At 36.3% G+C, this 20,419-nt stretch carries 20 protein-coding genes, 2 pseudogenes and 1 other annotated feature; all 22 genes and pseudogenes read left to right on the forward strand.

Going from position 1 to position 20,419, the window contains the following annotated elements; translation table 11 throughout:
* Positions 1–143: 143 nt before the first annotated feature.
* Positions 144–875 (forward strand): annotated as a pseudogene (locus IJ535_RS05130) (Wadjet anti-phage system protein JetA family protein); the annotation flags it as partial.
* Complete coding sequence (locus IJ535_RS05135; RefSeq protein ID WP_294299659.1) at positions 872–1,528, forward strand: DUF4194 domain-containing protein; 657 nt, start codon at positions 872–874, stop codon at positions 1,526–1,528. The pseudogene IJ535_RS05130 and the gene IJ535_RS05135, both read left to right, overlap by 4 nt.
* Positions 1,512–4,757, forward strand: a complete 3,246-nt coding sequence (locus tag IJ535_RS05140; protein ID WP_294299661.1) for an ATP-binding protein — start codon at positions 1,512–1,514, stop codon at positions 4,755–4,757. Before IJ535_RS05135 ends, IJ535_RS05140 begins: the two co-directional genes overlap by 17 nt.
* On the forward strand, positions 4,747–5,991 hold the full coding sequence (locus IJ535_RS05145) for a Wadjet anti-phage system protein JetD domain-containing protein (RefSeq protein ID WP_294299663.1): 1,245 nt from the start codon (positions 4,747–4,749) through the stop codon (positions 5,989–5,991). The genes IJ535_RS05140 and IJ535_RS05145 overlap by 11 nt, the downstream gene beginning before the upstream one ends.
* 26 nt (positions 5,992–6,017) lie before the next feature.
* Complete coding sequence (locus IJ535_RS05150) at positions 6,018–6,224, forward strand: hypothetical protein (protein WP_294299666.1); 207 nt, start codon at positions 6,018–6,020, stop codon at positions 6,222–6,224.
* The gene (locus tag IJ535_RS05155; RefSeq protein WP_294299668.1) at positions 6,218–6,577 is read left to right on the forward strand and encodes a hypothetical protein; all 360 of its coding nucleotides are present in this window, start codon (positions 6,218–6,220) and stop codon (positions 6,575–6,577) included. Before IJ535_RS05150 ends, IJ535_RS05155 begins: the two co-directional genes overlap by 7 nt.
* A gap of 60 nt (positions 6,578–6,637) precedes the next feature.
* Positions 6,638–6,878: a binding site (T-box leader), on the forward strand.
* Between the two features lie 122 nt (positions 6,879–7,000).
* Positions 7,001–8,068, forward strand: a complete 1,068-nt coding sequence (gene trpD, locus IJ535_RS05160) for an anthranilate phosphoribosyltransferase (RefSeq protein ID WP_294299670.1) — start codon at positions 7,001–7,003, stop codon at positions 8,066–8,068.
* A gap of 9 nt (positions 8,069–8,077) precedes the next feature.
* A complete protein-coding gene (gene trpC / locus IJ535_RS05165) occupies positions 8,078–8,863 on the forward strand; it encodes an indole-3-glycerol phosphate synthase TrpC (protein WP_294299672.1) in 786 nt (261 codons plus the stop codon).
* Positions 8,860–9,429: pseudogene (locus IJ535_RS14175) on the forward strand (phosphoribosylanthranilate isomerase); the annotation flags it as partial. The gene trpC and the pseudogene IJ535_RS14175, both read left to right, overlap by 4 nt.
* A complete protein-coding gene (gene trpB, locus IJ535_RS05175; protein WP_294299784.1) occupies positions 9,424–10,653 on the forward strand; it encodes a tryptophan synthase subunit beta in 1,230 nt (409 codons plus the stop codon). The pseudogene IJ535_RS14175 and the gene trpB, both read left to right, overlap by 6 nt.
* Positions 10,646–11,422, forward strand: coding sequence for a tryptophan synthase subunit alpha (trpA, locus tag IJ535_RS05180; protein WP_294299674.1), 777 nt, complete (start codon positions 10,646–10,648; stop codon positions 11,420–11,422). Before trpB ends, trpA begins: the two co-directional genes overlap by 8 nt.
* Entirely contained in the window at positions 11,412–12,941 is a 1,530-nt protein-coding gene (gene trpE, locus IJ535_RS05185) for an anthranilate synthase component I (protein WP_294299677.1), read from the forward strand. Before trpA ends, trpE begins: the two co-directional genes overlap by 11 nt.
* Positions 12,938–13,501 carry an anthranilate synthase component II gene (locus tag IJ535_RS05190; protein ID WP_294299679.1) on the forward strand — a complete coding sequence of 188 codons (564 nt, stop codon included), beginning with the start codon at positions 12,938–12,940 and terminating at the stop codon, positions 13,499–13,501. The genes trpE and IJ535_RS05190 overlap by 4 nt, the downstream gene beginning before the upstream one ends.
* Before the next feature lie 67 nt (positions 13,502–13,568).
* Positions 13,569–13,829, forward strand: a complete 261-nt coding sequence (locus tag IJ535_RS05195; RefSeq protein WP_294295501.1) for a DUF4160 domain-containing protein — start codon at positions 13,569–13,571, stop codon at positions 13,827–13,829.
* A 3-nt stretch (positions 13,830–13,832) separates the two neighbouring features.
* A complete protein-coding gene (locus IJ535_RS05200) occupies positions 13,833–14,102 on the forward strand; it encodes a DUF2442 domain-containing protein (RefSeq protein WP_294299683.1) in 270 nt (89 codons plus the stop codon).
* A 210-nt stretch (positions 14,103–14,312) separates the two neighbouring features.
* Positions 14,313–15,122, forward strand: a complete 810-nt coding sequence (locus IJ535_RS05205) for a transporter substrate-binding domain-containing protein (protein WP_330619502.1) — start codon at positions 14,313–14,315, stop codon at positions 15,120–15,122.
* A gap of 72 nt (positions 15,123–15,194) precedes the next feature.
* Positions 15,195–15,866, forward strand: a complete 672-nt coding sequence (locus IJ535_RS05210; protein WP_294299686.1) for an amino acid ABC transporter permease — start codon at positions 15,195–15,197, stop codon at positions 15,864–15,866.
* A complete protein-coding gene (locus tag IJ535_RS05215; RefSeq protein WP_294299689.1) occupies positions 15,856–16,596 on the forward strand; it encodes an amino acid ABC transporter ATP-binding protein in 741 nt (246 codons plus the stop codon). Before IJ535_RS05210 ends, IJ535_RS05215 begins: the two co-directional genes overlap by 11 nt.
* Before the next feature lie 9 nt (positions 16,597–16,605).
* Entirely contained in the window at positions 16,606–17,193 is a 588-nt protein-coding gene (locus tag IJ535_RS05220) for a cytidylate kinase-like family protein (protein WP_294299694.1), read from the forward strand.
* Positions 17,194–17,271: 78 nt separating this feature from the next.
* Entirely contained in the window at positions 17,272–17,973 is a 702-nt protein-coding gene (locus IJ535_RS05225) for a gamma-glutamyl-gamma-aminobutyrate hydrolase family protein (protein WP_294299697.1), read from the forward strand.
* 11 nt (positions 17,974–17,984) lie between these two features.
* Positions 17,985–18,506, forward strand: coding sequence for an FUSC family protein (locus IJ535_RS05230; protein ID WP_294299700.1), 522 nt, complete (start codon positions 17,985–17,987; stop codon positions 18,504–18,506).
* Positions 18,499–20,418, forward strand: a complete 1,920-nt coding sequence (locus IJ535_RS05235; protein WP_294299703.1) for an NAD(+) synthase — start codon at positions 18,499–18,501, stop codon at positions 20,416–20,418. The genes IJ535_RS05230 and IJ535_RS05235 overlap by 8 nt, the downstream gene beginning before the upstream one ends.
* Position 20,419: the final 1 nt, after the last annotated feature.

The raw sequence follows: 20,419 nt of genomic DNA on the forward strand, positions 1-20,419 counted from the left end.
CCAAAAGAAATAATTGAAAAACTTTTGCCATGGTCAAAAGAAATCCCAGACGAAATAAAAGCTCCTTCAAACTGCTAATTTAAGCGGTTCGAGGGAGCTTTTTAATATCCTAACACCGTAAGCTGTAACTACGCTTACGAAGTTCAATTGTTAATAGCATTAAAGCTTTTGAGAATAATCAAGAATTATTTGAGGTATTGATAATTGGATGTGCTTTAGAAAATAACATATCTGAAGGAGAAGCTAAAGATAAGGTTTTGGATATGTTACATAAAACAAGACATTTTCTTGAACATGAATATGATGCTATCATGGCTGATATTAAGCATAAGATTAATATCTATTTACAAATTGCCGTTGGCCGAGGACGGTTTTTAAGGAATAAGGGGGCTGATGTCCGAGGAAGCGTAGAACAGACAATTAAATATATTGTTGAAGAGATGGATGAATTGGGAATGAAGGATAATATGCCTGAGGAATATATGAACCTCTTTTCTCTTGAAAAAAATGAATTCATAGATTTAAATTCTATTCGCTATCCAGTTAAACAAAAAGCAATAAAAAAGAGTACTAAACAGGAATATGAGATACTGACTGACGAAGATAAGTTAAAAGCAATGCAAGAGCAAAAAAAGAGCGCTTTTAATCCTTATTCTAAGGAACGAATGAAACAATTCTTGGATAAACAATTGGATAGTAAGATATCTGTTTGCGCATCAGAATTACCACTTATATCAAAGGATGACATGCTTGTTAGTCTTTCAGCGGTTGCTTATTCTATGGATAACGGATATACGATAACATCAAAAGAGGGTTATGTTGAAAGCAATAATATGATTATCAGAGATTTTGAAATCAGAAGGGATAACAAATGATAGAAGAACATTGGGATAATTATACTTCATCAGAAAAGGAGCAATTTCAAAGAGCTGCTAGGCGACTATTAAAAAATACGTTTATTGTCAGGGATAAGGATGATGATAACAGGAAAATTTATTTTTTTATAGCAAAAAGGCCAGAACCGTTTAGAGAGTATTTCAAATATATTGGATTTGATATTTTAGTGGACAGGGAAAATGGTGTTGTAATGCTTCAAAACGATAGGAGTGTTAGTGAAACCAGGAGAATACAGGCAAATAGAATACAGCTTAAGAAATTTGAAAGTATTGTTTTATGCTGTCTGTGGACAATATATGTGGATAGGATATCAAAAGGCTCTTTAAAAAAGGATATATTTATTAATATAACAGATTTAAGATTTGAGCTAGAAAAATATGGGCTAAAAGACCAGATTGATAATAAAACACTTATGGCAAATACTCTTGATACGTTTAAGAAGTACAATCTGGTGGATGTAATTGGAAAAATAGGAGAAGTTGATTGTAGTATAAGAATTTATCCATCAATACAGTTTGCTTTAAATGGCGAAGAGTTCAAGCAATTTGTAGAACAGGCAAAAGAGCGATTTAAAGAAGTTGATGAAGATGATGGATTTGATGAGGAAGAGATAGATGAGTTCGACGAATAATAGAAAATCTGCCACAAGATTGCTGCTTATTAATTGGTCTAGGTTTCAATATGAAAATATAAGCTTAGATGGTTCAACATTGTTTACTGGTGTGAATGGTAGTGGAAAGTCAACAGTTCTTGATGCAATGACATATTTGCTTACTGGTAATACGCAGTTTAATACAGCTGCCAGAGACAAAGATAGGAATGTCAAGTCTTATGTAAGAGGTGACACAAAAAGCAATGGCACAAGCAGATTTCTTAGAGAGGGAGATGTGGTAAGTTACATAGCCATGGAATTCTTTTCTCCTGTTGAAGATACATCTATGGTTATAGGGGTAGAGATTGAGTCAGCTAGTGATAATGATGCTAGCTCTAACTGGTTTATTTTACGCGATGTTAAAATTGAAGATATTCAGTTTTGTGAAACGAAAGATGGAATAAGGTCTGTATATCCAAGGAATAGACTGATTGTAAAAGGAAAGAAGTTGACAAGAACAGATTTTATTGGTCGAGAAAAAGCTAAAGACCAAATAATAAGAGCTCTTGGAATGCGTTGTGATGCAGCCTTGTATAAAAAGAAGTTATTAAAGATGATGGCCTTTAATCCCGAGAACAATATTAATCAGTTTATTTCTGAGTGCGTGTTGGATGCAAATCCAATAGAATCTCTTAATCAACTACGTGAGCAAAAGGAATTATTCGAAAAAGTAAAAAATATGTATGATAATCTCCTTGAATCAAAAGGAGTTTTAACTGAGATAGAAGAGCTTGCTTCTGATTATGAAAAGAAGCAGCATAACTATCTGGTTAGAGACATGATTTTGGATTTGCAGCGTGTGAAAGTATGTGAAGAAGAAATAAAAAAGGTTGATGCTAGATTAATACATCATGAGCAGGAACTTAAAGAAAGCAACGTAAAAATAGTTGAGATTGAAAGAGAAAGAAAGCTTGCAGAAGAGCGATACAATGCTGCAATAAATAATACAGACTTTCAAAATTTTACTAAATCAATAGAAAATCTTAATAGGCAATTAGAAGAACTAGATAGAGAATTAGGAACGCAGGAAAAAGAAGTAACTAAGCTAAGGGGATTGCAGGAGCTTATTAATACTGATTTAGAATGGCTTGTACAAGGAAATGAAAATTTAATTAATTCAAATGATGTTTTGTATGATTTTTTATCTGAAAGTGTTTCTAGTAGCAAGAAAAGCGAGGTATTTATTAAGCTTCTCAATGTACATAAAGATGAATTAGAAAAATATTCTGAACTCAAATATAATAAAAAAAATGAACGTGCCAATTTAGAAAATCAGTTAAATGAACAAGAACAGATTATAAAAAAATTGGATGCTAACATTTTGCATTTACCTAAAAAGATTAGAGAAGCTAAGGTTATTATTGAATCTGAATTAGCAATTCAGGGAATAAAAACGGAAGTGCGGACCTTTGCTGAATTAGTTGCAAAGATAGAGGATGAAAGCTTTAGAGCATCTATAGAGACTTTTCTAGGTAGAAAAAGATATAACCTTATAGTTGATGCAAAATATTGCAAAAACGTTATTGAAATTGTACATAATAGAAAACTGTATGATGTTAATGTTGTTGTGACAGATAAATTGCCAGAATCTGATGTTGTGTTAGGTTCTGCAGCAGCTGCTTTAAGTATACCTAACCTTTTTGCGAGAAGATATGCTAATTATTTGCTAAATGGCATTCATCTTTGTGAAAATTTAGATGAACTCCATGAATATCCATTGGGCGGTTTGACTAGAGATGGAATGCTTGCAAAAAGTTATGCTATTTCCTACATGAATGTTGAGAAAACAGAAATGTGTCTTGGAAGTGATGCTATTAAATTTCAGAAACAGCATGCCGAGCAAGAGCAAAAAAGACTTATGGGAGAAATTGAAAGCTGTAAGTTAGTTGAAGAGGATTGTAAGATTAAACTTGATTCACTAGATAAGCTGGATACAAATATTGATAATTATAGATTTGATGCTCCATCACTTTTAATAAAGAATAAATCAAAAAAGGCTGAGATTGAAGCAGATAAAAAAGAGTATGAGCAGAATCCTGATTTTGCCAAAATTCTTATAGAACAGGAAAAATCAAAGCAGTTAAAGGATGAGATCGAAGAAAAATATGCGAAGCTCCTACAAGACATAGGTGGATTGAAAAGTAGCATCATTCAGTGTAAAACTGGCAAAGAAAAATTAAAAATCGAGCTTGAAAAATATATTGAGTTGTATGAAGCAAAGAAAAAATCTAATCCAGAAATTGTATTTGATGCTGAAAATGAATACGATAAAGCATTTGCTTCAAGAGGCACAATACGTGTTGTTACAGAAAATTATGTTAAGAATATGGCTAGCGATGTAGACAAGGCAGCCAAGGTGCTTGAGGATAAACAGCTTGAATACTGCAAGATAGCTGAGACTGATAACAGTAGGAGAGGCGTAGCCTATATTCCAATCTATAGAGAAGAATTGCACAATCTTTCTAATGTTAAACTTGAAGAAGCTAAAAACAAAATGTATGAGCAGGAGAAAAATCTTCAAAGTGCATTTATGCATGATTTTATTGGAGAAATAAATGAAGCTATAAGACTAGCTAAGGATGAAATTGGCGCAATAAATAGAGAACTAAAGCAAATACCATTTGGGCAGGATACCTATCAATTTAAAATGAAAGAAAAACCTGATAGAACAATATTTTTTAGAATCAGTGATAAACTTGCGGAGTATGCTGGTGCTGATTTTTACATAGCAAGTGGTTCTGATGATGAAGAAATGGAGCATGACATTAAGCAGTTCATGGATACCATTTTGGATGAGGAAGATGAACTTGAATACACAGATTATCGAAGATATTTTACATATGATATGGAGATTGCTAGAACAATTGATGACAAGCTTATAACATCTGACTTGTCAAAAAAACAGGGTTCTGCAAGCAATGGAGAAAAGCAAACTCCTTATTTTATTATTTTGGCCGCTAGTCTGATGCAGTGCTATCCTAAGAACCAATGTTGTGCTAGGCTAGCATTTATTGATGAGGCATTTGCTGCTTTATCGAGAGAACGTATCGAGCAAATGGTAAAATATTTTGAGGAGCACGATTTCCAGGTAATATATGCAGCTCCACCTGAAAAGATTGCAAGTATAGGTCAATTCATCACTACAACGGTATCATTATATCCTAAAGGAAATTATTCATACGCTATAGAGGGACAATATGCAGGATAAATTATCCAAGAATCAAAAGACAGTTTTTAATAAATTAATTGATAAATACGAGCGAAGTAAAATGTATGATGGCAATTGCAAGGTTAATCGCCATATATACTTGTTACCTACAGATGTTTTTACTGATTATGACAGTGATTTCGCAGATGTTGATAAGGTGAATCAGTTTGAAGATGAACTTCGTGAGCTAGAAGAAAAGGAATTAATATCAATTACATATGATAGGGATTCAGTAGTTAAGAAAATATATGCATTGCCTGAAAAGTGGGATATGTATTATAGTCTTTTGGGTAGAGTTACGAAAACTGATATTCTAGCAGAACAAAAAAAATATCTTGAAGAAGTACTTCATAACAATAAAGACAATATTCTTTGCCAGTTTTGCGATGAACAATTACAAAGATTACAGCAAGGTAAAAAGCCGTTATATAGTATTATTGAATTAAAGAATATTGTTGAGCTGATAGAAACAATAGTAGGAAATAAGAATACATTACTTGAAAGAGAATTATCTATTTTAAAATTTGGAGACAGTAAAGCATTTGAAAAAAGCTATAAAAGTAAGGTGTGTTCTATTCTTCGTAAATACGGTAATTATGATAATCGACTTGATGGTATTGACGTTAAAAGCGAAGTTGAACATATAATTCTAGAAGAACACTTGATTTTTGCTAACCCATCTTATATTTATTTCAAGGGAAATGGTACTATCAAGTTTAATGATGGACACCAAATTAGCTTGAATAATGATATTTCTATAGGACTTACATCAGATGCAATATTTGAAGTAAAAAGTATAGATATTATGGATGATAATATCGTTACAATTGAAAATCTGACTTCATTCAATAGGTATTATACGCTTAATACATTTAGTATTTATCTTGCAGGTTATCATAATTCAGCTAAGACTAATTTTCTGAAACTGATTTATCACAATAACTCAGACAAAAAATGGTATCATTTTGGGGATATAGATCCTGATGGATTTTATATACTGGAGCATTTGAAAACAGCTACAGGTATTGAGTTTAAGCCTATGTTTATGGAGAGAGAATATCTTATTAAGTATAAAAAATACACAAAAGAGCTGACTGAAAATGACAAGCTTAAGGCGAGAAGATTAATCGAAAGAGCAAAATATGTTGATATATTAGAATATATGCTTGAGTATAACTGTAAGTTAGAACAAGAAATAATAAGCTTGGAAAAAGCATTGTATAGAGAAACGTGACTAGATAAAAAAACTTGGAGGTTTCTATGGAACGAGATCCATTTGAAGAATATTACAGGCAGCTAGAGCCTAGCAAAAGAGAGAAAGGCAATGCATGGAATACGGCTATCGGACTACAAGCTGTCGATGGTTTGAAAACATCTGACTATTTGAAGGATACTATTCTAATTTGCAAAAAGGCATTCATGAGACAACAGAATATGTTGAGGTTTTTCTTAGAAATCTTTTGCTAGATGAAAACAATGAGTTGCATAATAGAGAAATGCATATAAGTGGAAAGTATGCTTTTGAGAAAAAACCAAACATTGAGACCCAAAAACCAAACATTGAGACCCAAAAACCAAACATTGATGGTGTGCAACCGCTGGATAATGTATCTGCAATTTCGAGAAAGCAAATACAAATGATTTATAATGAATTAGGAAAAAAAGAGTTTTTTGGAAGAACAAATGTAGAACAGTTATTAAATATAAAATCATTTAGAGCAAATGAAATTATCAAGTTAATGAAAGAATTGGATATTATCACACCAGTCCAAGGTAAGGGTAAAGGAAAATATCGATTTAAGGTAGGAAATAAATTATAAAAAAAATAATTGTTGACAACAGATATACCAAATGGTATAGTTACTTCAACACAATAAAGTATTAAACCGATGAGGGAGAGGAGTACCTCTTTGTGATTCATGATAGAGAGCCGCGATGGTGGGATGCGGTATGATAGCAATTAGGGAATGGACTCCTGAGGGCGTGAGGAAATGACAAGGTCAGAGTATTGCACGACGTAAGGCTTACGTTAGTAGCCAGGGGTATGATGGTATCCTGTAAGAGCATAGGTTTAGCCTATGAATCAAGGTGGCACCGCGGATTAGATTATTCGTCCTTGATAGAAACTAGAAACTGGTTTCTATCAAGGACTTTTTTTATACAAAAGTATGATAGAAACCCTCATCAGTCAGCTGCGCTGACAGCTTCCCCCTAAAAGGGGGAAGCCTTTACAGGAGGTAAACATGATTAAAGAGGCTATTGTAAAAATTGTAAACAAAGAGGACCTTACTTATGATGAGGCCTACACAGTAATGAACGAGATTATGGGAGGCGAGACTTCTCCAACACAGAATGCCGCATTTCTAGCAGCACTTTCTACTAAAAGTGCCAGGGCAGAAACAACAGATGAAATTGCAGGATGTGCAGCTGCAATGAGAGAGCATGCTATCAAGGTAAACACAGGTATGGATGTGTTTGAGATAGTAGGAACTGGTGGAGATAATGCACATAGCTTTAATATTTCTACCACATCGGCACTGGTGGCTGCAGCTGCAGGAATGAAGGTGGCAAAGCACGGTAACAGAGCTGCATCTTCACTTTGTGGTACAGCAGATTGCTTGGAAGCCCTTGGGGTAAATATAAATCAAAGCCCAGAGAAATGTGTAGAGCTATTGAATGAGGTGGGAATGTGCTTTTTCTTTGCACAGAAGTATCACACATCAATGAAATATGTAGGTGCTATTAGAAAAGAGCTTGGATTTAGAACAGTATTTAATATATTAGGACCTCTTACAAATCCTGCTACACCTTCAATGCAGCTTCTTGGTGTGTATGATGAATATCTGGTTGAGCCACTTGCACAGGTTTTAATTAATCTGGGAGTAAAAAGAGGAATGGTAGTGTACGGCATGGATAAGTTGGATGAGATTTCTCTTTCAGCTGATACTAAGATTTGTGAGATTAATGATGGATGGTACAAAACATATACAATCACTCCGGAGGATTTTGGATTTGAGAAATGTTCAAAGGATGATTTAAAGGGTGGCACACCAGAGGAAAATGCCAAGATTACAAAGGATATCCTAAATGGAGCAAAGGGTCACAAGAGAAATGCTGTGTTACTTAATGCAGGTGCAGCACTTTATATTGGCGGTAAGGCTGATAGCTTTAAGAACGGTGTAGAGCTTGCTAAAGAGATAATTGATTCTGGCAAGGCGCTTAAGACACTAGAAAAGCTAATTCTTGTAAGTAACGAGATTTCTGAGGACAAAATAGACGAGATTTCAAATGCTGTAAGTGGAGCTTGCTAAGGAGAGCCTATGAATATACTTGATCAATTAGCTGAGCATGCTAAAACAAGGGTCGCTGAGGGAATGAAAAATAAATCACTAGAAGTGATTAAGGAAGAGGCTTTAAGCCTTCCAAAGGGGAATTTTGAATTTGAAAAAGCACTTCGTAAAGACGATATCGCTTTTATCTGCGAGTGCAAAAAGGCATCTCCATCAAAGGGGATAATTGCAGAGGAATTTGATTACTTAAGTATTGCAAAAGAGTACGAAGAAGCAGGAGCAGATTGTATATCAGTTCTAACAGAGCCTAAATGGTTTTTAGGAAGTGATGAGTATTTGAAGGCTATCGCAAATACGGTAAATATTCCATGCATCAGAAAAGATTTTACTGTAGATGAATATATGATTTACGAAGCCAAGCTACTTGGTGCAAAGGCAGTGCTGCTTATATGTGCTATTCTAACTAAAGAGCAGATAGCAAGCTATATTAAGATTTGCGATGAGCTAGGAATCAGTGCTTTAGTCGAAGCCCATGATGAAGAAGAAATCAAGATGGCAGTAGCTGCAGGGGCTAGAGTAATTGGTGTAAACAATCGTAACCTGAAGGATTTTTCAGTAGATACATCAAACAGTAAACGCTTACGACAGATGATTCCTGAAAACATAATTTTTGTATCAGAAAGCGGAATCAGTACAAGTGATGATGTAAAAGCACTACAAGATGCCAAGGTAAATGCTGTATTAATTGGTGAAACATTAATGCGAGCTGATGATAAAAAAATGAAGCTAGCGGAATTAAGGGGGACATTAAGATGACAAACATAAAGCTATGTGGACTCACAAGAGAAGAAGATATTAAAAATGCTAATGAGCTAAAGCCAGAATACATTGGCTTTGTCTTCTACGATAAGAGTAGAAGAAATGTATCTAAGGCTCAGGCGAAGAAACTAAAAAGCCTTCTTAATCCTGAAATCAAGGCTGTTGGTGTATTTGTGGATGCACCTACAAGCACAGTGGAGGAGCTTTACACAGAAAACATTATTGATGTGGCGCAGCTTCACGGTCATGAGGATGAGGATTACATCAAAGAGCTTATGGATAACAATATTCCTGTTATCAAGACCTTTAATGCTAATTCTCCAGAAGAATTAATTAAGGCAGAAAAGTCAGCAGCAGATATGATTATGATTGATGCAGGAAGTGGTGATGGAGTGCCAATCAAAGATTTGAAGCTTCTTACATATCTTGATAGACCATTTATTCTTGCAGGTGGTCTTAATAAAGAAAATGTAGCAGATGCCATCGAGATAACAAAGCCATACGCAGTAGATGTCAGTACAGGTATTGAGACAGATAGTCACAAGGATAAGAATAAGATGAAGCAATTTGTAGAAGCAGTTCGAAAAGACGAGGTAGTAGAAAACAGCAATGGAAGATTTGGTGTACATGGTGGACAGTATATTCCAGAGACACTTATGAATGCAGTGATTGAGTTGGAGGAAGCCTACAATCATTATAAGAATGATCCAGAGTTTAACAGGGAGCTTACAGATCTTCTTAATAATTATGCTGGAAGACCAAGCCTTCTATATTATGCTAAGAAGATGACTGAAGACTTAGGTGGTGCCAAGATTTATCTTAAACGAGAGGATTTGAACCATACAGGCAGTCACAAGATTAACAATGTATTAGGACAGGCGCTTCTTGCTAAGAAGATGGGAAAGACTAGACTGATTGCAGAAACAGGAGCAGGTCAGCATGGTGTTGCAACAGCTACAGCTGCAGCACTCCTTGGAATGGAATGTGTTGTTTTTATGGGAAAGGAAGACACTGAAAGACAGGCTCTTAATGTGTATCGTATGAGACTTCTTGGAGCAGAGGTTATTCCTGTAACATCTGGTACTGCTACACTTAAGGATGCAGTTTCTGAGGCTATGAGGGAATGGACTAGCCGAATAGATGACACACACTACTGCCTTGGTTCAGTAATGGGACCTCATCCATTTCCAACTATTGTAAGAGATTTCCAGGCTATTATTTCTAAGGAAAGCAGAAGCCAGATTCTTGAGGCAGAGGGAAAATTGCCTGATGCTGTTATTGCCTGTGTTGGTGGTGGAAGCAATGCTATAGGAAGCTTTTATCACTATATTAATGATGAGGGAGTTGAGCTTATCGGCTGTGAAGCTGCAGGCAGAGGCATTGATACATTTGAGACAGCAGCAACAGTAAATACAGGAAAGATTGGTATTTTCCATGGAATGAAATCATATTTCTGCCAGGATGAATATGGTCAGATTGCACCTGTCTATTCAATTTCTGCTGGCTTGGATTATCCAGGAGTTGGACCAGAGCATGCATATCTTCATGATATCGGCCGAGCAAAATATGTACCAGTTACAGATGAGGAAGCGGTAGAGGCATTTGAGTATATTGCCAAGACAGAAGGAATCATTGCAGCAATCGAGTCAAGCCACGCTATCGCATATGCGAAGAAGCTTGCTCCAACAATGAAAAAAGACCAGATTATCATAGTTACAGTGTCAGGACGAGGCGACAAGGATTGTGCAGCAATAGCACGTTACAGAGGGGAGGACATCCATGAGTAAAATAGCAGAAGCATTTAACAATAAGAAGGCATTTATTCCATTTATTACATGCGGTGATCCTGATTTGGAGACAACTAAGAAGCTTGTTATAGAGATGGAAGCAAACGGTGCAGATTTAATTGAGCTTGGTATTCCTTTTTCAGACCCTACAGCTGAAGGACCTGTAATTCAAGGTGCAAATATTAGAGCACTTTCAAATGGAATTACTACAGATGATATTTTTGGTATGGTTGCAGAGCTTAGGGAAACAGTAAAAATACCACTTGTATTTATGACCTATGCCAATGTGGTTTTCTCTTATGGCAAGGATAGATTTTTTGCAAATTGTAAGAATGCAGGTATTGATGGAATAATCCTTCCAGATGTTCCTTTTGAGGAAAAGGCTGAGTTTGAGGCGGTTGCAATGGAATATGATGTTGATTTTATATCTATGATTGCCCCTACATCAAAGGAGCGAATCGACATGATTGCAAAGGAAGCGAAGGGATTTATCTATGTGGTATCCAGCCTTGGCGTTACAGGAACAAGAGCGGAGATAAATAGCAATATTAAAGATCTGGTAGAGCGTGTTAGAAAGAATACTGATGTACCATGCGCTGTAGGCTTTGGTATTTCAAATCCGAAACAGGCAGCTACTATGGCAGGTATTTCTGATGGCGCCATCGTTGGTTCGGCAATTGTAAGAATGGTTGAAAAATATGGTAAGGATTCACCAAAGGAAGTTGGCAGATTTGTTAAGGACATAAAGGAGGCTTACCATGCATCCTAGTATTGATGAGGTAAGAAATTTATCTAAAAAGGGAGATTACAAAAGAATCCCTGTAATGATTGAAATGCTTTCCGATGGCTACACCCCAATAGAGGTTATGAGGATTATCAGAAACACAAGTAATCAATGCTATCTATTGGAAAGCGCAAGTCAATCAGAAACATGGGGACGATATACTTTCTTAGGATTTAATCCTAAGCTGGAGATAACCTGTTCTGATGGCAAGCTGTTAATCAAGGAAAACAATGGAGGAAGCAAGGCTTTAATAGAAGAAAGAAATGTAAAGCATCCAAATGAGACCTTGAGGGAAATTCTTGCCAAATACAAGACTCCGAGGGTTGAAGGCTTTCCCACATTTACAGGAGGACTTGTGGGATATTTTTCCTATGATTATATTAAGTATGCTGAGCCTAAGCTTGGATTAAAATGCGATAGTGAGGATGATTTCAAAGACATGGATTTAATGCTCTTTGATGATGTTATTGCATTTGATAATTTCAGGCAGAAAATCTATTTGATTACAGGTGTAATGGTGGATGAAAAAATACCTTATACCGATGATTTTAATGAAGGATTTGACGAGCTTAATATTAAGTACGAAAGGGCTTATAACAAGCTTCTTGAGATTAAGTATCTATTACAAAATGGTGCCAAGAAGCATTTTGAACCAATCAGACTTAAGACAGAAATCACCCCAAAGTTTACACCAGAAGAATATGGTCAGATGGTAGAAAAAGCTAAGCACTATATTAAGGAAGGGGATATCTTTCAGGTGGTGCTTTCTAATCCGCTTAGTGCCAAAGCTTCTGGAAGCTTGTTTGATACCTACAGGTTGCTTCGTGCTAGCAACCCATCTCCATATATGTTTTATTTTAACAGCTCTGATATAGAGATTGCAGGTGCATCTCCTGAAACTCTTGTGAAGGTGGCTGATGGTAAGGTAAGCACATTTCCACTGGCTGGCACCAGACCAAGGGGCAAGGATGGGATGGAAGATAAAGCATTAGAGGAAGAGCTACTTGCTGATGAAAAGGAAAGAGCAGAGCATAACATGCTTGTAGACCTAGGTAGAAATGACATAGGAAAAATCGCGCGTCTTGGAAGTGTAGCTGTTGATAAATATATGGGAATAGAACGATTCTCTCATGTAATGCACATAGGCTCTACTGTGGTGGGAGCGCTTTCTGAGGATAAGGATGCTATAGATGCAGTGGACGCTATACTCCCAGCAGGTACTCTTTCTGGTGCACCCAAGTTTAGGGCTTGTCAGATAATAGAGGAACTAGAGCAAAGCAAACGAGGAATCTATGGTGGAGCTATAGGATACCTGGATTTTTCAGGAAACTTAGATGTATGCATTGCCATAAGGCTTGTGTATAAAAAGGATGACAGCATTTATATTCGCTCAGGAGCAGGCATAGTATATGATTCTGTGCCAGAAAAGGAAGCAGTGGAATGTATTAATAAAGCAAAGGCTGTGGTAAACGCCATCAAGCAGGCTGAGGGAGGAATAGAATGATATTACTAATAGACAATTATGACAGCTTCTCCTATAACCTCTATCAGCTTGTGGGAGAAATTAATCCTGATATTAAGGTTGTGAGAAATGATGAACTTCGTATATGCGATATAGAAAAGCTAAATCCTAGCCATATAATCATATCTCCTGGACCAGGCAGGCCAATTGAGGCAGGTATATGTGAGGATGTGATAGCTCATTTTGCAGGAAAGATACCTATTCTTGGAGTATGCTTAGGTCATCAGGCTATCTGTGAGACCTTTGGAGCTAATATCACTTACGCTAAGGAGCTTATGCATGGAAAGCAGTCTGATGTAAAGATAGATACAAGCTCAAAGATTTTTAAAGGCTTGCCAGATACTATAAAAGTGGCAAGATACCATTCACTTGCAGCAGAGGCTAAGAGCTTGCCAACAAATCTTAAGATTTTAGCCACCACAGATGATGGAGAGATAATGGCCGTAGCACATAAAGAATATGAAGTGTATGGCTTGCAGTTTCACCCAGAGTCTATACTCACACCAGATGGAAAAAAGATGATAGAAAATTTTGTTTCATAGAACTATCACTGTGCAGAAGATAAAATCTGTGTTATCATCAAAATAGATAATTGAAGGAGATAATATAATGCCAGTTATATCTAGATTTTTTGGAATTGATATTTTGATGTATTATGATGATCATAACCCGCCCCATTTTCATGCAAAATATGGGGATTATAAAGCTTTGATAGATATTAATAAAGCTAGGGTGCTAGAAGGAAATTTGCCATCTGCACAGATGAAATTAGTTTTAGCTTGGGCCATTATTCATAAAGAAGAATTGCTTGAAGACTGGAAATTAGCGCAGATGATGGAAACATTAACAAAGATTGAGCCATTGAGGTAAGATATGATTGAAATTGTTCAAGTAGTACCACAAATTAATTATAAAGTTTGGGTATATTTTGCTGATGGGAAAATAACTGAATATGATATGAATCCTAATTTGGATAAAGGTGTTTTTAAACAATTAAGGGATATTGATATATTTATTAATAGGTGCTGCATTATGAATGACACCCTAGCTTGGGATGTTGGTGAAAATGGAGAAGAAGACTGTATAGATATTGATCCAGTTGTTCTTTATTCAAGCCCAGAATTGATTAATGAATGTGCTTAGCTTTTAAGCAATTAATCAATACTTTAGTACAGTAGACTAAATAAAAAATGTAAATTAAGGTTGACATTTTATAAAGAAAACAGTTATATTATTTGCAATAAGGACGAAGGCGTCTGCTACAAGGTAGCAGGCGCCTTTTTTGTTTATAGCATTTGTTGCGCAAAAAGCTATATGCATACTTAAAAGGAATTAAAGAGAGGAGACTTTGATATGAGAAAAATGATACTTTCATTATTATTGGTGTTTGCGACTACAGCTACAATGGCAGGATGTGGTAGTAATTCTAAACAGTCTAGTGCTGAAAAAAGCACAGAAGCTACCACTACTACTGCTAGTTCAGAAAAGAAATGGGTAATTGTAACAGATACTGCATTCAAGCCATTTGAATATACAGACGATAATGGTGACTTTGTGGGGATTGATGTTGATATTCTTGATGCAATAGCTGCAAATCAAGGATTTGAATACGAGCTAAAGCCCCTAGGTTGGGATGCTTCAATTGCAGCATGCCAGGCAGGTCAGGCAGATGGAATGATTGCAGGTGCATCTATTACAGACGAAAGAAAAGCATCTGGATGGGTTTTCTCTGATGGATACTATGATGCAAATCAGTCTATGGCTGTAGAGGCATCATCTGATATTACAGGATTTGAGGATTTAAATGGACAGTCAGTTGCAGTTAAGACAGGTACAATGAGTGCTACTTACGCAGAGAGCCTTTCAAGTGAGTACGGTTTCACTGTTACATACTTTGAGGATTCTCCTACGATGTATCAGGCAGTTGTAGGTGGTCAGGTTGCTGCTTGCTTCGATGATACTCCAATTATGGCTTCAAATATTAAAGATACTGGTATTTCAATGAAGATTGTTGAGGGTACTGGTAATGAACCTGCTGAATATGGATTTGCGATATTCAACACAGACAACCAAGAGCTTATTGATATGTTTAATGCAGGTCTTGCAAATATCAAGGCAAACGGTACATATGATGAAATTATTGCAAAGTACTTAGGCGAATAGCATTAGATTAAAAGGGGCAGGGGGTTCCTGCCCTAATTGTTTTATAAAACCAGTTAGAAAGGGTTATTTTTTATGTTAACTATTATTACAGTTTATGGGTCGATGCTTCTTGTTGCTATGGGAAGAACATTGCTCCTTGCATTACTAGGCTTATTTTTTGCCTGCATCATTGGTATGCTTTTCGGAATTATGGGTGTAGTAAAAAACAGAGTAAGTAATGTAATTTCACAGATTTTCGTTGATGTAATCAGAGGGGTTCCGATGATTGTATTAGCCTTCTTTGTGTATTTTGGTATTCCTTATTTATTTAATACCATCATTGGAGGTTTCTCTGTTAGTATGACAGCACTTCAGGCAGGTACAATCTGTCTTGCATTGAACTGTGGTGCTTATATGGCAGAAATTATTAGAGCAGGTATTCAGTCTGTTGATAAAGGTCAGACGGAAGCTGCCAGATCTCTTGGTCTTACATACGGACAGTCTATGCGCAAGGTCGTATTACCTCAGGCTATCAAGACAATGATTCCTACATTCATCAACCAGTTTATTATTACACTCAAGGATACATCCATTCTTTCAGTTATCGGTTTTCCAGAACTTGTTAACACAGCAAAGAATGTACAGGCAAACACATTCATGTCATTCCAGACATGGGCTATTGTTGGTGTGATGTATCTTATAGTTATTACTATCCTTTCACGTAGTGCAAAGGTTCTTGAAAGGGGATTAAACGTTGGCAGATAAAGAAATCAAAATCAGTGTTAAAAATCTTAAGAAGTGTTATGGCGACTTGGAGGTATTAAAGGATATTTCTACAGATGTCACTAAGGGAGAGGTTGTTTGTGTAATCGGTCCTTCAGGTTCTGGAAAGTCCACATTTTTACGTTGCCTAAACAGACTTGAAACTGTTACAGCAGGCTCAATTGTTGTTGATGGAAATGATATTACAGACAAGCACATTAATATCAATAAAGTTAGAGAAAACATTGGAATGGTGTTCCAGCATTTCAATCTTTTCAACAACTTAAACATACTTGATAACCTTACACTTGCACCAGTTCAGCTTAAGAAGTGTTCTAAGGCTGAGGCAGAGGAGCGTGCTAAAAAGATGCTTGCAAAGGTTGGGCTTGAGGACAAGGCAACTAGCTTCCCTAGTCAACTTTCTGGTGGACAGAAGCAGCGTGTTGCTATCGCTCGCGCACTTTGCATGGAGCCAGATATCATGCTTTTTGATGAGCCAACATCAGCTCTTGATCCAGAAATGGTAGGAGAAGTTCTTCAAGTAATGAAGGATTTGGCTGCAGATGGCATGACTATGGTTATTGTTACTCACGAAATGGGATTTGCCAGAGAAGTGGCAGATAGAGTTATTTTTATGGATGGTGGTTACATTGTCGAGGAAGGCACTCCTTCAGAGGTATTGCTTAATCCAAAGGAACCTAGAACCATCGATTTCTTAAATAAGGTGTTATAAGAGGGGCATATGAAAAACATAATTACAATCAGCCGTCAGTTTGGTGCTGGCGGAGGTACAATAGGTAAGGAGGTAGCTGAGCGTTTAGGTTACTATTACTGCGATAAGGATATGATTGTTAGAGCGTCAATCGAATCTGGCAATCTTAGTCCAGAAGAGGTTCACTACTTTGATGAGAAGGTACCAAGAGAGTTTGGTTTGGGACAGAGTCTGTTTGATTTCTATAACAAGCCACTTGATGAGCGTCTTTACAATGCTCAAAAAGAAGCAATACGAAAAGTCGCCGAAAAAGGCAACTGCGTAATTGTTGGTAGAAATGCCAATATTATTCTTAAGGAATTTGATCGCTCACTTCATGTATTTGTTTCTGGTACAGAGCATTTTCGCGTTAAACGAATGATGGAAAGAATGCCAAGCACTACAGAAGAAAAGGTTCGAGAGGAACTTCACAATGTGGACAAGGCAAGAAACAAATACTGTAAGCATTATACAGGAACAGATTTCGGAAATGCTGTATTTTATGATTTGTGTTTAAAGAGCTCTACACTTGGGCTTGAAAAATGTGTTGATATTATTTGCAATACAGCGAAGATTTAAAATTTGATATATTTCTAATGGACAAAGGCGTCTGCTAATAAATAGCAGGCGCCTTTTGCAGACTTAGGAGGAAATTTAATGAGACCGGTTATAGGATTAATACCTTTATTTGATGATGAGAAGGAAAGCTATTGGATGCTTCCAGGATATATGAAAGCTATAGAGAAGTCAGGGGGAGTTCCTATTATGCTTCCTTTTTCGCAGGATGAAAATGAGTTGATAATTGCATATGGATTATGTGATGGAATCCTATTTACAGGAGGACATGATGTATCGCCTAAAATTTATGGTCAGGGTCCAACAGATAAATGTGGAATAACTTGCGAAACAAGAGATGCAATGGAAGGATTTTTACTAGATTTGTGTATCTCAGATAACAAGCCAATGCTTGGAATTTGTAGAGGCATCCAATTTATAAATGCATATTTGGGCGGTACGCTATATCAGGATTTGCCCACAGAGTATAAAAGCAATATAGAACATCATATGACGCCGCCTTATGATAATTCGATTCACAATGTTGATGTAAAGGATAAGAGTAAATTGGCGAATATTATTGGCGCAGGTATACATAGCGTCAATAGCTATCATCACCAAGCAATTAAAGAGTTGGCAGATGGACTTGAAGCTATGGCGATATCAGAGGATGGACTGGTGGAATCTATAGCAATCAAAAATCAGAAATTCGCAATTGCGGTACAGTGGCATCCAGAATTTTCATATGGCAGTAGTGAAGACAGTAAGAAGATTATGAAGGCTTTTGTAGATTCATGTATGTAAGAGAACAATTTATGAATAAAACAGCAAAAATCCCTAAAATTGGGATGAGAATAATTAAATCAGCAGTAGCAGTTTTTATATGCTTTTTGATTGATGATTTGAGGAATGAGGCTGGTATAGTTTTTTACTCACAGCTTTCAGCTTTATGGTGCATGCAGGCTAGTAAGAAAAACACTATAAAAAATGCAAAGCAAAGGTTCATAGGCACTATTATTGGTACTATTTTTGGCTTTATATATATAGTTGTCAAAATAAATCTGCTTAGGAATTTTAATCTTGACTATGATTACATAGCGGCAGCAGTAATTTCAGTAATGATTGTTGTAATAATATATACAACAGTTCTGGTGAATAAAAAACAAGCATCATATTTCTCTTGTGTGGTTTTTTTAAGCATTGCTGTAAACCATATAGGAGATATGCACCCATATCTATTTGTTTGGAACAGGTTTCTTGATACTGCAATTGGAATATTAGTTGGAGTAGGTGTGAATTTGTTGATTAATATAAAAGGAAGGGAACAATATGACTGATGGATTTATTAAAGTTGCAAGCGCAACATGTGATATAAAAGTAGCGGATACAAAATATAATGCAGATGCGATTGTTGAAAAGATAAAGGATGCTACAGATGGAGGTGTAAAAATTATCTGTTTTCCTGAACTTTGTATTACTGGTTATACCTGTGGGGATTTATTTTTGCAGGATACTTTACTTAAAGGAGCTATAGAGGCTGTTGAATATATAGCTTATGAAACAAAGAATATAGATATTGTAGCTATTGTTGGTTTGCCTTGTGTTATCAATCAAAAATTGTATAACATTGCAGTTGTAATTAATCATGGCAAGGTGCTTGGTGGAACAGCAAAACAGAATATACCTAATTATGGTGAATTCTATGAAATGCGGCATTTTACGCCTGCAAGTTTTGATTTTAATGAAGAGGTAACCTTTGGTAGAGCTAAATCGGCATGTATATGTTGTAATCAAATTTATTCTATGGAAGAAATGCCGAATCTGAAATTTGGTATAGAAATCTGTGAAGACCTTTGGGTTGCCGATAGTCCATCTATAAGGTTAGCGGAAGGTGGTGCTACAATTGTTTTTAATTTATCAGCTAGTGATGAAGTTATTGGAAAAAGAGATTATAGAAGAAATATCGTAAATGCGAAATCCGGCAGTTTGATATGTGGATATGTATATGCGGATGCCGGTGTGGGAGAATCTACTCAGGATATGGTGTTTGCGGGTCACAATATTATCTCTGAGAATGGAACCATATTAGCTGAATCAAAACTATTTGAAAATGAGGTGATTATTGCAGATATAGATGTTGATAAGCTTGCCTACGAAAGAAGGAGAATGAATACTTTTAAGCCTTGCGAAACTATATCAGAAATCAAGTTTTCTTTGACACACAAAACTACAGTGCTAGAACACGCACCGGCAAAATATCCATTTGTACCAGCTACGCAAAATAATCTAAACAATAGATGTAAAGACATTCTTACAATGCAAGCTGTTGGGCTGGCGACAAGAATAAAGCATATTGGATGCAAGAAGGTAGTGTTGGGGTTATCCGGAGGTCTTGATTCAACCCTGGCATTAATAGTAACTATACATGCATTTGATAGATTAGACATGGATAAAAGGGGAATTCATGCAATTACAATGCCAGCTTTCGGAACAACTGATAGAACATACAACAATGCTTGCACATTGGCCAAAAGCTATGGTGTTACTTTAAAAGAAATCGATATAAAGGAAAGCGTTAAATGTCATTTTAAAGATATAGGTCAATCAGAAGAAAATAAAGACGTTACATACGAAAATGCGCAGGCTAGAGAACGTACTCAAGTGCTTATGGATAGAGCGAACATGCTAAATGGCATTGTTATTGGAACAGGTGATTTGTCGGAGCTAGCTTTGGGGTGGGCCACATATAATGGAGATCACATGTCTATGTATGCAGTTAATGCTTCTATACCAAAGACGCTTGTAAGATGGCTTGTGGATTATGAGGCAAGGAATTCTGAAATCCAATTGAGAACTATTTTGTATGATATTCTTGATACACCGGTGAGTCCTGAACTTTTACCTCCAGACAAAGATGGAACGATAGAGCAAAAGACAGAGGATTTGGTTGGTCCATACGAGTTACATGACTTTTTCCTGTATTATATGTTTAGATTTGGCTTTTCCCCGGCTAAAATATATCGTTTGGCGACACTTAGCTTTAGTATGGATTATGAAAGATCAGAAATATTGAATTGGATGAAGGTGTTTTACCGTAGATTTTTCTTGCAGCAGTTTAAGCGCAGCTGTATGCCTGATGCACCAAAGGTTGGAACTGTAACCTTGTCCCCTAGAGGTGATTTTAGAATGCCTAGCGATGCAGTTTATAATTTGTGGCTTCATGAACTAGAGAATCTTTCTGATGATTAGG

Origin of the sequence: Pseudobutyrivibrio sp. (genome assembly GCF_017471675.1) — a bacterium.
Taxonomy (GTDB): Bacteria; Bacillota; Clostridia; order Lachnospirales; family Lachnospiraceae; genus Pseudobutyrivibrio.

Excerpts from the sequence above, each read along its gene's own strand:
- IJ535_RS05135 (WP_294299659.1), top strand. The coding sequence starts at position 872 with ATGATAGAAGAACATTGGGATAATTATACTTCATCAGAAAAGGAGCAA.
- IJ535_RS05150 (WP_294299666.1), top strand. The coding sequence starts at position 6,018 with ATGGAACGAGATCCATTTGAAGAATATTACAGGCAGCTAGAGCCTAGC.
- IJ535_RS05195 (WP_294295501.1), top strand. The coding sequence starts at position 13,569 with ATGCCAGTTATATCTAGATTTTTTGGAATTGATATTTTGATGTATTAT.
- IJ535_RS05200 (WP_294299683.1), top strand. The coding sequence starts at position 13,833 with ATGATTGAAATTGTTCAAGTAGTACCACAAATTAATTATAAAGTTTGG.
- trpD (WP_294299670.1), top strand. The coding sequence starts at position 7,001 with ATGATTAAAGAGGCTATTGTAAAAATTGTAAACAAAGAGGACCTTACT.
- IJ535_RS05220 (WP_294299694.1), top strand. The coding sequence starts at position 16,606 with ATGAAAAACATAATTACAATCAGCCGTCAGTTTGGTGCTGGCGGAGGT.
- trpB (WP_294299784.1), top strand. The coding sequence starts at position 9,424 with ATGAAGCAATTTGTAGAAGCAGTTCGAAAAGACGAGGTAGTAGAAAAC.
- IJ535_RS05140 (WP_294299661.1), top strand. The coding sequence starts at position 1,512 with ATGAGTTCGACGAATAATAGAAAATCTGCCACAAGATTGCTGCTTATT.
- trpA (WP_294299674.1), top strand. The coding sequence starts at position 10,646 with ATGAGTAAAATAGCAGAAGCATTTAACAATAAGAAGGCATTTATTCCA.
- IJ535_RS05205 (WP_330619502.1), top strand. The coding sequence starts at position 14,313 with ATGAGAAAAATGATACTTTCATTATTATTGGTGTTTGCGACTACAGCT.
- IJ535_RS05225 (WP_294299697.1), top strand. The coding sequence starts at position 17,272 with ATGAGACCGGTTATAGGATTAATACCTTTATTTGATGATGAGAAGGAA.
- IJ535_RS05145 (WP_294299663.1), top strand. The coding sequence starts at position 4,747 with ATGCAGGATAAATTATCCAAGAATCAAAAGACAGTTTTTAATAAATTA.
- IJ535_RS05190 (WP_294299679.1), top strand. The coding sequence starts at position 12,938 with ATGATATTACTAATAGACAATTATGACAGCTTCTCCTATAACCTCTAT.
- IJ535_RS05230 (WP_294299700.1), top strand. The coding sequence starts at position 17,985 with ATGAATAAAACAGCAAAAATCCCTAAAATTGGGATGAGAATAATTAAA.
- IJ535_RS05235 (WP_294299703.1), top strand. The coding sequence starts at position 18,499 with ATGACTGATGGATTTATTAAAGTTGCAAGCGCAACATGTGATATAAAA.
- trpE (WP_294299677.1), top strand. The coding sequence starts at position 11,412 with ATGCATCCTAGTATTGATGAGGTAAGAAATTTATCTAAAAAGGGAGAT.
- trpC (WP_294299672.1), top strand. The coding sequence starts at position 8,078 with ATGAATATACTTGATCAATTAGCTGAGCATGCTAAAACAAGGGTCGCT.
- IJ535_RS05210 (WP_294299686.1), top strand. The coding sequence starts at position 15,195 with ATGTTAACTATTATTACAGTTTATGGGTCGATGCTTCTTGTTGCTATG.